The sequence below is a fragment of the Haloglomus irregulare genome (genome assembly GCF_007421925.1).
GTDB classification, from domain to species: Archaea; Halobacteriota; Halobacteria; order Halobacteriales; family Haloarculaceae; genus Haloglomus; species Haloglomus irregulare.
Window position 1 is genome coordinate 115147 of sequence record NZ_QMDX01000005.1, and the last position, 13867, is coordinate 129013.

Genomic DNA, 13867 nt, shown 5'->3' on the forward strand with positions numbered 1-13867 from the left:
GACGTCGTGGAGACATCGACGTGGGATGTCGGTGGTGCCGGTAACTGTCTTCGGCTGCCCCGCCGGTGACCGACGCCACAGCGTCCCCGGCGTCCGCGCCGACCGTCCAACGCGCCGCCGTACTACGGGGTTTCATATCCCGCCGGTTCCTGGCCCGTCGCATGTACCTCGCCGACGAGGCGTGGCCGGACCTGGAGTCGTACCTCGACGCCGAGTCCGTCGCGCTCGTGCCGCTGGGTTCCACGGAGCAGCACGGCCCACATCTCCCCGAGGGGACCGACCACCTCATCGCCGAGGGGCTGGCCCGCGCCGCGGCCGACCGGGGGGGTTACCTCTGCACGCCGACCGTCAACATCGGCGTCAGCCCGCACCACAAGCAGTTCCCCGGGACGATGTGGGTCGGCGCGCCGGAGTTCCGCGACTACGTGGAGTCGTTCACCCGCAACCTCACCTACCACGGGCTCGACCGTGTCGTCTACGTCAACGCACACGGCGGGAACATCGAGCATCTCCAGGAGGTCGGGCGCCGCCTCTACGACGACGAGACCGCCTTCGCCGTCGAGTGGATGTGGGACGAGTCCATCCCCGAGCTGGTCGACGAGCTGTTCGCCGAGAACGGCCCCCACGGCGGCCCGAAGGAGACGGCCATGATCCAGCATCTCCGTCCCGAGCTCGTCCACGGGGACCGCCTGGAGTCGGCCCGCGACGGCGGCGTCCTGATGAGCGAACTGGAGGAGGCCGAGCCGGACGGTCGCCGGCGCGGCATGGTCAACGGCGCCCGCGTCTTCTACGACGCCGCCGACAACACCGACAACGGCGTGCTGGGCGACCAGACGGACGCCTCCGCCGCGAAGGGCGAGCAACTGTTCGAGGCGGCCTGCGAGCAGCTGGTCGAGCTCTGCGACTGGCTCTCCGCCCGCGAGACCGAGGAGCTGCGGCCGAAACCCCGGCGCTGAACCGGAACGGGGTTTCGCGGCGGCCGGACGTCCGACGCGGGCTTTTGCCGGTCGAGCGTGTATCAACACCATGCACCGTGTCGCCGAGAACCTCCACGTCGGGGGACTGGACGCCGCCGGGGACGGGGCCGCGCTCCGGGCGGCCGGCATCGAGACGGTCGTCGGCCTGACGCACGACCCGTCGACCGGCGGCTACCCCGACGGCGTGCGCGTCGTCCGCGAACCGATGGTCGACGGACCCCGCAACGACGCAACGGCCTTCGAGCGGGTCGTCGACGCGACCCGCGGGACGCTCGCGGCGGGCGAGCGGACCCTGGTCCACTGCTCGGCCGGCTCCTCCCGGAGCGTGACCGTGGCCGCCGCGGCGCTCGCCGGTGTCACCGACCGCGGGCTGGCGGCCGCGCTCGGGGCGGTCCTGTCGCGGCGCCCCCCGGCGGACCCACACCCCGCGCCGGTCAGGCGGGCGAATCCGATCCGTGGCGGCCGAGGATGGCGAGCGCTTCCCTACCATAACTGAGACGATTCGTTGATACGGTCAATATACGGGTTTTCCACGGGTTGTTCGGCGCTGATACCCACGTGTTCGAGACGATACCATCGTATCGGTACGCACCCGCGCATCGACTCCCGTGATGGCGGACAGGGGGTGATGGAGTCGCCTCCCGCGGAGCGAACCCCTTTTGCCGGGTCGTCGGCATCCTTCGGACATGCATCTGCTCGTGGTCGGGGCCGGGACGATGGGCCGCTGGTTCGCCCGGAGCGTCGCCCCCGTCGTCGACCGCGTGACGTTCGCCGACGAGGAGGCCGCGGCCGCCCGGGCCGCCGCCGCGGGGCTGGAGGCGCGACTCGCGGACCGCGAGGACTCGCCGGCGGTGGCGGTGGACGACGGCGGGCCCGCGGATGTCGTCTGCGTGGCCGTGCCCATCTCGGCGGTCGCGGCCGTCGTCGCCGAGCACGGTCCCCGCGCCGAGCGCGCCGTCGTGGACGTCTCCGGCGAGATGGAGACGGCCGTCGGCGCACTCCGGGACGCCGCGCCCGACTGCGAGCGGGCCTCCTTCCACCCGCTGTTCGCCCCCGACAACGAGCCGGGCAACTGTGCAGTGGTCGTCGACCGCGGCGGCCCGGCGGTTCGGGCCGTCCGCGATGCCCTCTCCGAGCGCGGCAATCACGTCTTCGACACCACGCCCGCCGAGCACGACCGAGCGATGACGACCGTCCAGGCCCGCGCTCATGCCGCCGTACTCGCGTTCGGCCTCGCCGCGGAGTCGGTCCCCGAGGAGTTCCACACCCCCGTCTCGGCGCCGCTGGGTGGCCTCGTCGCGAACCTGACCGGCGGGAACCCCGCCGTGTACGCGGAGATCCAGGCGGCCTTCGAGGGCGCCGACGAGGTGGCCGCGGCGGCCCGCCGTATCGCCGACGCGGCCGGCGATCCCGAGGCGTTCGCGGCCTGCTACGCCGACGCCGGCGCCGGCGGGTTCGGCGCCGACCGTGAGCCGGGCGACGCGGCGGACCCCGGCGACACCGGGTCCGGGGGTCCCGGGGCATGATGGACGAGACACAGCGGGAGTCGCTGCGGGACACCGTCCGCTACCTGCGCGAGGTCCGGCCCATCGACCCGGAGGAGGTGTTCGAGTACGTCGACGACCAGCCCCACCCGGCCGTGGTGACGCAGGCGCTTCGCGAGCTGGCGCCGGAACTCGGTCTGGTCGAGCGCGGCGACGGTCGGTCCGTCCCGGTCGCCGAGGCGCCGGTGCCGCCGTGGCGGGCCCGCGGCGGCCATCGCGAACGGGTCGCGGCCCTCCCGGCGGACCACGCGGCCCGACTGGAGGAGCTCCTCGTCGAGGAGTTCGGCCCCGGCTGGCCGGACGGCGAGAGCGGGGACCGCCTCCGCGAGCGGCTCCGCGAGGTCAAAGAGCACTACCTCCACGGCGGCGCCGTCGACTACGACTACGAGACGGCGCTGGCGTACGCGGTCTATCATCTCCCCGGCTACTACGCGAGCGTCGGGTACGTGCTGGACGAGCTTGCGAGGGGCGAGCGGCTCCCCCACGACCTCCGGGTGCTCGACGTGGGGGCCGGCGTCGGCGGCCCCGCGCTCGGCCTGGCCGACTACCTCCCGACTGACGCGCTGGTGGACTACCACGCCGTCGAACCCGCGGCCGCGGCGGACGTGCTGGAGTCCCTCCTCGAGGGCACCGGGAAGAACGTCCACCCGACGGTCCACCGCGAGACCGCGGAGGCGTTCGACCCGGCGCACGGGGACCCCTGGGATCTGGTCCTGTTCTCGAACGTCCTCTCGGAACTCGACGACCCCGCTGGCACCGCCCGTCGCTACCTGGAGGCGCTCGCGCCCGACGGCTCGCTGCTGGCGCTGGCGCCGGCCGACCGGAACACCGCGATGGGGCTGCGCGGCGTCGAGCGGGCGCTGGCCGACCGCGACGGCGGGGCGACCGTCTGGGCGCCGACGCTCCGGCTGTGGCCCGACGCCGCGCCCGCCGACAGCGGCTGGTCGTTCGACGTCCGGCCGGACCTCGACGTGCCGGCCTTCCAGCGTGCGCTCGACCGGGGGGAGCGTGGGCCGGAGGGCGGGGGGAAGCGCGCGGACGCCGACCGTGAGCCCGGCGACGGTGAGTTCGTCAACGTCGACGTCCAGTTCGCCTACAGCGTGCTCCGGACCGACGGCGAGCGGGCACTCGACTTCCGCCCGAGCCGCGGGGAGTTCGCCCGGCTCGCCGACTCCGAGACGCACGTCACCGACCGCATCAACGTCGCCGCCGTCAAGCTCAGCCGCGACCTGACCGAAGGGGACGACGCCAACCCGCTGTTCCGGGTCGGCGACGGCTCGCAGGGGGTCGACCACTTCGCCGTCCTCGTCGACGAGAACTCGCTGAACGCCCCGCTGCGCGAGGCCGACTACGGCGACCTGCTCACCTTCGAGCGGGTTCTGGTGCTCTGGAACGACGACGAGGGCGCCTACAACCTCGTCGTCGACGAGGAGGTCGTGGTGGAGTCCGTGCCGGTGCCACCCTGACTCGCTCCGGACCCGGCCGGTGTGTCGCCGACCCGCCGTGTGTGACACTGTGGTGTGGCGGGTTTTTGCCGCTCCCGCCCGGAGATGCGGTATGGATATCCTCCTCACCAACGACGACGGCGTGGACGCGACGGGACTGCAGGCACTCCGCGAGGCGCTGGCCGACGTGGCCGACGTGACCGTAGCCGCGCCCGCTGACGACCAGAGCGCCGTAGGGCGCGCGATGTCCAGTGAGGTGACCATCGACGACCGACCCGAGGGGTACGCCGTCCACGGCACCCCGGTTGACTGCGTGGTCGCGGGCGTCCAGGCGCTTTCGCTCGACCCTGACCTGGTGGTCGCGGGCTGCAACCGCGGGGCCAACCTCGGGGGCTACACGCTCGGCCGGTCGGGCACCGTCTCGGCCGCAGTCGAGGCGGCCCTGCTCGGCGTCCCGGCCATCGCCACCTCGCTGTACTTCCCGGGGACGGACGAGCGGTATCGCGAGTTCGACCCCGACGTGCCCGCCTACGCGGAGGCCGCCCGTGCGACCCGCTTCCTGGTCGAACACGCCCCCGAGGCCGGCGTGTTCGACCACGCCGACTACCTCAACGTCAACGTCCCGCTACCGCCGGAGTACGAGCCGGATTCCCCCGGCTCCGAGCGCCACGCCCCGATGCGCGTGACGCGCCCGTCGGAGGTCAACCGTATCGACGCGGAGCGCAAGGGTGACCAGGTCGTCATCCACGACCACATCTGGGCGATGATGGCCGAGGGGACCATCCCCGACCCCGAGGGGACGGACCGCCGGGCCGTCGTCGAGGGAGAGGTCTCGGTCACGCCGCTCACCGCGCCCCACACGACCGAACACCACGAGGCGCTCGACGGCCTCGTGGCGGCCTACGACGGGGCGGACTGACGTCTCGGGTCTCAGACGGAGTCGGGCAACGACGCGTCCAGCGCCGCTCCGGCGGGTGATTCGAGCCCGCTCTCGCCCCGGACCGGAAGTCGGACCACCGAGTCCTCGTTGTCGATGCGGACGCCGGCCGAGGTCCGCGAGTTGAAGTAGGCCGCGTCGGTGGTCGAGAGGGTCAGCCGGAGGGTGTCCTCGGCGGCGAGCTGCCGTTCGATACCGGCCAGTTCGAACGTGACCTCCCGGGGCTCGCCGACCGGTCCCTCGACCTCGTACGGCGTCGCCTGGTTGTAGATGAGATCGGCCCCCTCGTCGGTGACGTGTGAGAGCTTCGCGAAGACCAGCGGGTCGCGCCCCAGTGGCGTCACGGACAGGGTCACCTCGGGGATGCCCAGCAGCTCCGTGTCGTCCGTGACCCGGTAGTCGAAGTCCGCGAACGTGCCGGGGACGTAGTCGTCGTTCTCCCGGACCAGCACCTCGGAGTTCGAGCCCGGGGCGGGTCCGCCCGCGAGTTCCGTGCTCCCCGACCCCGCGTTCGACGCGTCGGCCAGCGCCCGCGTGGGGCCGTCCCCGGCCGACGGGAGTCCGCCGGTCGTCTCGAAGCCGCCCGTCTCGACGTCCCCATCGGGGTCGTCCTGCCAGTAGGTGACCTCGGGGATGTACACGGCACGCCTCGGACCCTCACCGGGGCTCGAGCCCCCGGCGCTCTCGCGGTCCCACGGCTCCGGCGGCTCCTCGGGCGCCTCGCCGCCGACGTGGCGCGCCATCCAGGTCAACGCCATCCGGTCGAGCTTCTCCTGTCGGACCGGCGCTTGCCGCTCCAGCGAGTGCCCGCCGCGCATGAACACCATCCGACTGTCCGCGCCGGCCTCCAGCAGCTCGTGGTTCCGGACCGTCTCGGTGGCGGTAAACAGCGTGTCGTTCCAGCCCGTGATGAGCAGCGACGGCGGCGCGGTATCCGTTAGCCCCCGTCCCTTCGTCGACGGCGACCGGATGCCGAAGAACGACCGCGCGGCCGGCGAGAACTCGTTCGTCGCGGCGCTCTCCGCGTAGAACCGGTACAAGTTCGGGTCGACGCCGTTGCGGACGTCCCGCTCGTCCGGTCGGTTGTCGCCGGACTGCACCCCCCGCGAGCCGGCGGCGCCGAACTCCTGCAGGATCGTCGTCCAGGCCGACTTGACCCCACCGTTCGGCGCCAGCGAGTAGACGAGGTCGTTCCACGCCCAGCGCGGAACGATGGCGTCCAGCCGGTCGTCGACCGCCGCGGTGTTGAGCTGGATGCCACCGGCGTACGAGAGGCCGTCCATCCCCACCCTGATGTCCGGCCCGGAGCCAGGGCCGTCGACGCCCTCGTCGTGGCGCCGACCCGGCGGCCCGTCGCGCTGGATCAGCCGGGTCGACTCGTCCCCGCCGACGACCGCCTCGCTCGCTCGTCCGAGCCAGTCCAGCAGCGCCCGCGCGTCGTTGACCTCCTTCGGGCCGTCGACGCCGACCTCGCCGTCGGATTCGCCGAACCCCCGCGAGTCGTAGGTCAGCACCAGGTAGCCCTGCTGCGCGTACTTCGGCCCCATCCGCGCCGGAACGCCGCCCTCCTTGTCACCGCCGTAGCCGTGCGTCATGAGGACGGCTGGATACGGGGCCCTGTAGCCGTCTCCGGGGACGAACAGCCGCGTCGCCAGCGTCTTGCCGTCCCAGGTCTCGATGCGTCTCGTCGTCGTGTGGACGGCCCCGTCGTCGGCGGCCGCGCTGGTGACGCTCGTTCCGAGCGCCCCCGCGGCCAGCAGCGTCGTCGCCCCTCGCAGAAAGGAGCGTCGGCCCGTCCCGCCACCAGCCGCCCGCGGACTGTTCCGGTCCATACACCGGGGTCGTCGCTCGCCGCCCAAGGCTGGTTTGACAGAAGCATGAAAAGGTATCGGAGTGGTTCGACTCCGCACCCGGTTCGCGGGCCCGTCGCGGGGGCCGCCCCACACGTTCAAACCCCTCGCCGCGGAACGTCGGCCCATGCCACATCTGGATGTCGACACGGACTTCGACCCGACCGACACCACGCTGGTCGAGGGGCTCCCCGGGGCCGGTCTGGTCGGGAAGATCGCCGCCGACCACCTCGTCGAGACGTTCGACATGACCCACGTCGGCGGCGTCTACTGCGACGGTATCCCCGACGTCGCGGTCTACCACGGCAACGATTCGGCGCTGCTGCCGCCGGTCCGGCTGTACGGCGACGCCGAGCGGGAGCTTCTGGTGCTCCAGAGCGACGTCCCCGTCTCGCCGGAGGAGGCCGACTGCTTCGCCGACTGCATCACGGAGTTCATCGGGAACCACGACATCACCCCGCTGTACCTCAGTGGCCTCCCCGAGGAGAAGAACGGGTCGCCGGAGCTGTACGGCATCGCCACCACCAGTGCCGACGCCCGGCTCGACGAGGCGGGCATCGTCCCGCCCCGGGTGGGTGGTATGGTCAGCGGCCCGACGGGCGCCCTGCTCGCGACGGCTCGTGAGGTCGACCTCCCGGCCATCGGCCTCGTCGCCGAGACCGACGCCCGGTTCCCCGACCCCGAGTCCGCACGCACCGTCATCACCGGCGGCATCGAGCCGCTCACCGGCATCGACGTCGACACCGGGGAACTGGTCGAACACGCCGAGGACATCCGTGAGGCCCGCGAACAGCTGGCCCAGCGCATGGAGGACGCTGGCGAGGAGTCGACCCAGGCCCGGCCGCTCCGGGGGTTCCAGTAGAGCTCCTCTGCGCCGGGTGGGTGCCGCAGCGCTCGCCGGAGGCGCGGCACGCACGTCACCCTGGATAGGGTCCCCCGGAGCGCGGCCGTTTTATCCCCAGCCCCCGTCAGGTGGGCCATGTCAGAGCCCGACGAGGCCGGCCGGCTGGAGACCATGCGCCCGAACCCGACGTGGGACGCCGAGTCCTACGACGACGCCGTGGAGACGCTCGCCGCGCTCCCCGAGGACACCGTAGTCCGGGTGTGGGGCGGGGACTGGTGCAAGGACTGCCGCAGGCAGCTCCCCGACTTCGGCGCCGCGCTGGAGGCCGCGGGCATCACCGGCGACCGGGTCGCCCACTACCCCGTCGAGAAGCTGGATGACGGCTCGAAGACCGGGCCACTGGTCGAGGAGTACGACATCGAACTCATCCCGACGGTCGTCGTCGAGTCCGGTGGCGGGACCGAGCGAGCGCGGTTCGTCGAGGAGGAGCGGGTTCCCGTTCTGGTCCATCTGGCCCGGCAGCTCGATAACCGGTAGGGACGTGTCATAAGTCCGGTATACCCCGTTCTTCTCGGCGATCTCGGGGGTTCAACACAGGCTGGTCGTCCTGTGGAGTACCACCCGCGTCCGGCCGTCGTTCGGCGGGAGGACGAGGGCGTGGAAGGTCGGGTTCTCGACGGCCGCGATGATGGCGAACCGGTCGATGTCGAACCGCTCCCGCGGGTCGAACGTCTCGCCGGCGATGCGGATCCGCTCGTGGGACCTGGTGGCCGGGAAGAGCGGTGAGCGCGGGTCGAACTCCGTGCCGAGGGCGGCCCGTTCGGCGAGCACCGCCGCGTCGGCCCCGTCAGCCCAGGTTCCGTTGACCGTGACGTTCTGTGTGAACACCGGCGGATAGCGTTGCTCGGAGCCGTCGGGACCGGCGGGACACGTCGGCTCGACCGGACCGATGGGGTAGGTCGTCGTCGCGTCGAACGGGGCCGGCGTGGTCGCGGGCGCCGGTGTCGGAACGGGTGCCGGCGTCACCGTGGGTGACGGCGTCGGAGCGGGCGCGAACCCTGCACAGCCGGCCAGCAGGGTCACCAGGGCGAGGGCCGCGCGGCCGCCCGGCGACGGCATCGGGGACTACCGCTCCCCGTCGGGGGTCCCCTGCGACCCGGGCGCGAGGTCGGCGGCCCACTCCAGCGCCTCGCCGAGATCGTCCGTCGGCGGCGAGCAGGTCCGTGACCGACAGGCGTACACCGTCGGCCCGCCGTCGCGGGCCTCGCGCCCGGCCCAGACGGGTGGCGCCCCGGCAAGCCCCAGCTCGTCGAGCCAGCCGCCGAGCGCGGCCGCCGTCCCGGGGCGGCGCGCGAGCAGTCGGCCGGGCAGGTAGGTCCGCGCCAGCGTCTCGCGCCACGCGTCCGGCAGGTCGCCCGCGATGGTCAGCTCCAGCGGCTCGACGGCGATGTCGTCGGCCGCGAGCGTCAGCGTCGGGTGCTTGAGCGGGTTCGACTCCAGCGTCGAGGCGTGGGTCGACACCACGCCCTCGGCGACGTCCCGGAACCGGTCATGTGGGACGAACCCGTCGAGGTCGGCGAGGAGCCTCGCCGCGACCCCCGCGCTCGACGGGGTCGACGAGTCGCCCAGCTCCTGCGGCCGGGCGACCAGTGACTCGCCGCCCGCCGGCGTGAAGTAGAGCGTCCCGCGGTCCGCGTCCCAGAACGCCGCCTCGATGCAGCGCGCCAGGTCGAGCGCGAACGCGAGGTGCTCGACGTCGCCGGTGGCCTCGTAGCAGGCCAGGGCGCCGCGCCCGAGGAACGCGTAGTCCTCCAGGTAGCCCTCGATGCCGGCGTCGCCGTCCTTCCAGCGGCGCTGGAGGCGTCCGGTCGGCCCCCCGGCATCGGTCTCGACGCCGTCCAGGTCCGCGTCGGGGTCCCAGAGCCGCTCGTGGATGAACTCGAGCGCGTCGGTCGCGAGGTCGGCCCAGCGGTCGTCCCCGAGCACGAGCGCCCCCTCGGCGAGCGCGGCGACCGCCAGCCCGTTCCAGCCCGCGAGCACCTTCTCGTCGCGACGGGGCCGCGGCCGCTCCTCGCGGGCCGCCCGGAGGGTGGTGGTCGCGGCATCGAGCCGCTCCCGAACCGCCGTCTCGTCGAGGTCGAACGCCGTCGCGAGCTCCGGAACCGACGCGGCCCGCGTGAGCACGGAGAGCCCGGCCTCGAAGTCGCCGGGCTCGGTCACGCCGAACCGCTCGCGGACGAGGTCGGCATCAAGGGCGTCGTGGCCGCCGTGGCCCTCAAGCGCCGCCGCCACCTCGTCGGGGGACCAAGCGTAGAACGCCCCTTCCTCGACCTCGGCCGCCTCGCCGGCCCTGCCGTCGAGGGGCGGACTCCGCGCGTCGAGCGTCGCGTAGAACCCGCCGTCGGGATGGCGCAGCTCCCGGTCGAGGAACGCGAACGTCTCGCGGACGACGGTGGCGTAACGCTCGTCGCCGGTGACCTGGTAGCCCGCCAGGAACGCCCGGGGGATCTCGGCGTTGTCGTACAGCATCTTCTCGAAGTGTGGCACCGTCCACGAGCGGTCGGTGCAGTAGCGGTGGAAGCCGCCGCCGAGGTGGTCGTAGAGCCCCCGGTTCGCCATCGCATCGAGGGTTTCGGTCGCGACCGAGCGGTAGTCCTCGCGTCCGGTACGGTCGTGGGCGCGGAGCAGGACGTGGAGCCGCCCGGGCTGGGGGAACTTCTGGTCGCGGCCGAACCCGCCGTGCTCGCGGTCGGCCGCCCGCAGCGCCGACGAGGCGGCCGCGTCGAGGAACTCGGCGTCCGGAGGTTCTCCCGGCGCGTCGGGCACCTCCTCCAGTTCGCCGCGGGCCGCCGCGGCCCACTGGGCCGCTCGCTCCTCGATCTCCCCGCGCTCCTCGGGGTCCGTCCAGTTCTCCCGGATGTCCCGCAGGAGCTGCAGGAAGCCCGGCTGCCCCCGTCTTGCCTCCTTCGGGAAGTAGGTCCCCACGTAGAAGGGCTCGCCGTCGGGTGTGAGGAACACCGAGAGCGGCCAGCCGGCCTGGCCCCGGACCAGCTGGCAGACCGTTATGTACAGCGAGTCGATATCCGGCCGCTCCTCGCGGTCGACCTTTATTGGCACGAACGACCCGTTGAGCAGTTCGGCGACCTCGGGGTCCTCGAAGCTCTCCTCCTCCATGACGTGACACCAGTGGCAGGCGGAGTAGCCGATAGAGAGGAAGACCGGGACGTCCTGCTCGCGGGCCGCCGCGAGGGCCTCGTCGTCCCAGGGCTGCCAGTTGACGGGGTTGTCCGCGTGCTGTTCGAGATACGGGGACGCCGCCTCGTCGAGGCGGTTCCGGTCGACGGTTGGCATACCACCGCTTCGCGCGGGACGCGCAAAAACCGGTCGCCGCGGCACGTCACCGTGTGCCGGGGGACGCTGGGGGGGGGGGACCGCCGGATGGTATGACGAAAGGACTATGTAGGTGCCGCGTCGTCTGCAAACGTGTCTCTTGCCAGCGGCTCACATGGACTACCCTTCTCCGCGGCTCTGCGGGATAACCTGCGGGAGCTAAAGCGGGCCCGCCGGCACGGCGGCTGCGCGGTCGAGTGCGACCGCGACCGGACCGACGCCGAACGGCTCCCCTGGAACGCCGGCGGCCTCTACGGCGGCTGGGGCGGCCACGACCACCACGGGACCGCGTCGGGTGTCGAGCGGACGCCCGTCGTCTTCGTCCACGGTAACCAGCGCGACGCCTGCGACTGGAAGGCCCATGCCGAGTTCTTCCTGCAGCACGGCTACCTCGGGGACGAGCTCTGGGCGGTGACGTTCCGCGACGGGAGCCCGAGCCACGACGAGATGGCGGCGACGCTCGGCGACTTCGTCGGGCAGGTACTGGCCCACACCGGGGCGGATTCGGTGGCGGTCGTCGGCCACAGCCTCGGCGTGACGGGCATCCGGTGGTGGCTCTCGGAGCACGACGCCCACGACCGCGTCGAGGCCGTCGTCGGCCTGGCCGGGGCCAACCACGGCTCCGTGCTGAACAAGTGGGCCGACGCCGCGGGCTACAACGACGGCACCTACAAGATGAGCGCGTTCCTCCGCGCGGACTACGACCGCTACGAGGGCCACCCCCTCGCCCGGCTGAACGAGAACGAGACCCCCGGCGACATCGACTACTACACGCTCCGCGGGACCGACGACCCGCTGTACTGGGGCTGCCCGGAGAGCCCGGAGCTGGCGGGTGCCACCAACGTCGCCATCGAGACCGACCACGACGGCGTCCGCGGCGACCGGCGGGCCCGGGAACTGATCTTCGAGTGGGTCTCCGGGGAGCAGCCGTACGACCTCAGCCTCCAGGTCGGGCTGCCGGAATCGGCCGGGAACGCCGCGAACTGAGGGGCGTGTGCGGGCGGGAAAGCAACCCTTAGGGGGGACCCGCGCTCCGTCACGGGCATGAGCACGAGCGAGCACGAGCGAGTCCTGCTGGTCGGCGGCGGCGGGCGCGAGCACGCGGTCGCCAGGGCCGTCGACCGGGCCGCGGACGCGTCGCTGTACGCCTGCGCCTCGAACCGGAACCCCGGAATCGACGCGCTGGCCGAGGCCTACCGCGTCGTCGACGACGAGACGGACCCCGAGACCGTCGTCGAGGTGGCCCGCGAGGTCGGCGCGACGCTTTCGGTCGTCGGCCCGGAGGCGCCGCTCCAGGCCGGCGTGACGGACGCGCTCGACGAGGCCGGCGTCTACGCGTTCGGCCCGAAGGCCGCCGAGGCACGCATCGAGACGGACAAGCGGTTCCAGCGCGAGTTCATGCAACGGGAGGGTATCCCGGGCTGTCCCGAGTTCGAGACGTTCGAGGACGCCGACGCGGCCGCCGACCACGTCGCCGCGGTCGACGGCGACGTGGCGGTCAAGCCCCGCGGGCTCACCGGCGGCAAGGGCGTCCGGGTGACCGGTGACCAGCTCACACGGGACGAGGCCGTCGACTACGTCCGCGAGTCGGACTACGACGAGTGGGTCGTCGAGGAGCGGCTCGTCGGCGAGGAGTTCACCGTTCAGGCGTTCGTCGCCAACGGGAGCGTTCGCACCTCGCCCGCCGTGCAGGATCACAAGCGCGCCTACGAGGGCGACGAAGGACCCAACACCGGCGGGATGGGCTCGTACACCGACGCCTGCTTCGAGCTGCCGTTCATGTCCGGTGCCGACTACGAGGCCGCCGTCGACGTCATCGAGGCCGTGGTCGACGCGATGCCCGACTACAAGGGCATCCTCTACGGTCAGTTCATGCTCACCGAGGACGGGCCGAGGGTAGTCGAGTTCAATGCCCGCTTCGGCGACCCGGAGGCGATGAACACGCTGCCGGTGCTGGAGACGGATTTCGTGGAGCTGCTGCGCGAGGCCCGCGCCGGCGCCGACCTGCCGGAGCTGGCGTTCGAGGCGAAGGCGACCGTCTGCAAGTACGCCGTCCCCGACGGCTACCCGACCGACCCCGAGGCCGGCGCCCCGGTCCGCATCGACGAGGAGTCGGCGGCCGAGGCCGGCGCGCGGCTGTTCTACGCCAGCGTCGACGCCCGCGAGGACGGGGTCTACACGACGACCTCGCGCTCGTTCGGGGTCGTCGGCATCGCCGACGACATCGCCGCGGCCGAGGAACTCGCGGCGACCGCGCTCGCGGAGGCCGGCGAGGAGGGACTCCGCGTCCGACACGACATCGGCACGGCCGACCTGTTGCAGAAGCGCATCGACCACATGAACGAACTCCGCGGCCGGTAACCCGGTAATACCGTCGATATCCGGTCAACGTGGCAGGCTCATCCACAATGCCGAGGGTACGTCCGCAATTCCGCCCTCGACCCACCGTCGACGCAGCCAGCCGGGCCACCCTGCTCGATACCCCCGCCGGCCGGCGCGGAGGTTATACGACCCGCCGCCGTAGGTCCGGTCATGCTGCTCATCCGCGGGCACGCCGGGGGGACCGCGCTCACGGGGACGCTGTACGAGCGCGGCGAGGACGCGCCCACGTTCAAGGGCGCGCCCGACGACGGCTCGCCGTACGTCTGGGTCTGCGACGCCTTCTACGAGGTGGAGTCCGGCGGCCAGGTCCAGCAGCTCGGCGACCGCGAGGTGCGGGTGGCCTTCGAGACGCCGATGCCGCGCGGGTTCGAGACGCGCGAACGCGCGGTCGAGGCCGCAGAGGAGCACCTCCGGACGCAGTTCGCGCGGGTCGGCATCCCGGAGGCCGAGGTGGAGATCGAGGTCATCCGGAGCGCGGAGCCGCCGGAGCAGTGACGG

The 13867-nt window shown here is 72.5% G+C and carries 13 protein-coding genes; 10 read left to right on the forward strand and 3 right to left on the reverse strand.

The annotated features are described in order from the left end of the window. Positions 1–161 precede the first annotated feature (161 nt). The 5 genes from DP107_RS09885 to surE all read left to right on the forward strand — a co-directional run bounded on the left by DP107_RS09885 (position 162) and on the right by surE (position 4885). Positions 162–956: a creatininase family protein gene (locus tag DP107_RS09885; RefSeq protein ID WP_144262001.1), complete on the forward strand. Its 795-nt coding sequence runs from the start codon at positions 162–164 to the stop codon at positions 954–956. Between the two features lie 70 nt (positions 957–1026). After that, positions 1027–1473, forward strand: a complete 447-nt coding sequence (locus DP107_RS09890) for a dual specificity protein phosphatase family protein (protein ID WP_144262002.1) — start codon at positions 1027–1029, stop codon at positions 1471–1473. Between the two features lie 190 nt (positions 1474–1663). Continuing rightward, positions 1664–2503: a prephenate dehydrogenase/arogenate dehydrogenase family protein gene (locus DP107_RS09895; RefSeq protein WP_144262003.1), complete on the forward strand. Its 840-nt coding sequence runs from the start codon at positions 1664–1666 to the stop codon at positions 2501–2503. Continuing rightward, the gene (locus DP107_RS09900) at positions 2503–3987 is read left to right on the forward strand and encodes a small ribosomal subunit Rsm22 family protein (protein WP_144262151.1); all 1485 of its coding nucleotides are present in this window, start codon (positions 2503–2505) and stop codon (positions 3985–3987) included. The genes DP107_RS09895 and DP107_RS09900 overlap by 1 nt, the downstream gene beginning before the upstream one ends. A gap of 91 nt (positions 3988–4078) precedes the next feature. Then, positions 4079–4885, forward strand: a complete 807-nt coding sequence (gene surE, locus DP107_RS09905) for a 5'/3'-nucleotidase SurE (RefSeq protein WP_144262004.1) — start codon at positions 4079–4081, stop codon at positions 4883–4885. Between the two features lie 11 nt (positions 4886–4896). Here surE and DP107_RS09910 read toward each other — a convergent pair whose 3' ends face one another. Next, a complete protein-coding gene (locus DP107_RS09910; RefSeq protein ID WP_185977258.1) occupies positions 4897–6735 on the reverse strand; it encodes a CocE/NonD family hydrolase in 1839 nt (612 codons plus the stop codon). A 145-nt stretch (positions 6736–6880) separates the two neighbouring features. Here DP107_RS09910 and DP107_RS09915 point away from each other — a divergent pair, with 145 nt between their 5' ends. Together DP107_RS09915 and DP107_RS09920 are read left to right on the forward strand one after the other, a co-directional pair. Further along, positions 6881–7615 carry a proteasome assembly chaperone family protein gene (locus tag DP107_RS09915; protein ID WP_144262006.1) on the forward strand — a complete coding sequence of 245 codons (735 nt, stop codon included), beginning with the start codon at positions 6881–6883 and terminating at the stop codon, positions 7613–7615. A 117-nt stretch (positions 7616–7732) separates the two neighbouring features. After that, on the forward strand, positions 7733–8134 hold the full coding sequence (locus tag DP107_RS09920; RefSeq protein WP_144262007.1) for a TlpA family protein disulfide reductase: 402 nt from the start codon (positions 7733–7735) through the stop codon (positions 8132–8134). A 51-nt stretch (positions 8135–8185) separates the two neighbouring features. Here DP107_RS09920 and DP107_RS09925 read toward each other — a convergent pair whose 3' ends face one another. Then, complete coding sequence (locus tag DP107_RS09925) at positions 8186–8716, reverse strand: hypothetical protein (RefSeq protein WP_144262008.1); 531 nt, start codon at positions 8714–8716, stop codon at positions 8186–8188. A 6-nt stretch (positions 8717–8722) separates the two neighbouring features. Continuing rightward, on the reverse strand, positions 8723–10948 hold the full coding sequence (locus tag DP107_RS09930) for a thioredoxin domain-containing protein (protein ID WP_144262009.1): 2226 nt from the start codon (positions 10946–10948) through the stop codon (positions 8723–8725). Between the two features lie 132 nt (positions 10949–11080). Between DP107_RS09930 and DP107_RS09935 the strand changes: the two genes are divergently transcribed. The 3 genes from DP107_RS09935 to DP107_RS09945 all read left to right on the forward strand — a co-directional run bounded on the left by DP107_RS09935 (position 11081) and on the right by DP107_RS09945 (position 13864). Next, a complete protein-coding gene (locus DP107_RS09935; protein ID WP_144262010.1) occupies positions 11081–11974 on the forward strand; it encodes an esterase/lipase family protein in 894 nt (297 codons plus the stop codon). Positions 11975–12031: 57 nt separating this feature from the next. Continuing rightward, positions 12032–13348 (forward strand): phosphoribosylamine--glycine ligase, encoded by a 1317-nt coding sequence (gene purD / locus DP107_RS09940; RefSeq protein ID WP_144262011.1) that lies wholly within the window; start codon positions 12032–12034, stop codon positions 13346–13348. 171 nt (positions 13349–13519) lie between these two features. Next, on the forward strand, positions 13520–13864 hold the full coding sequence (locus tag DP107_RS09945; protein ID WP_144262012.1) for a DUF7113 family protein: 345 nt from the start codon (positions 13520–13522) through the stop codon (positions 13862–13864). Positions 13865–13867 lie beyond the last annotated feature (3 nt).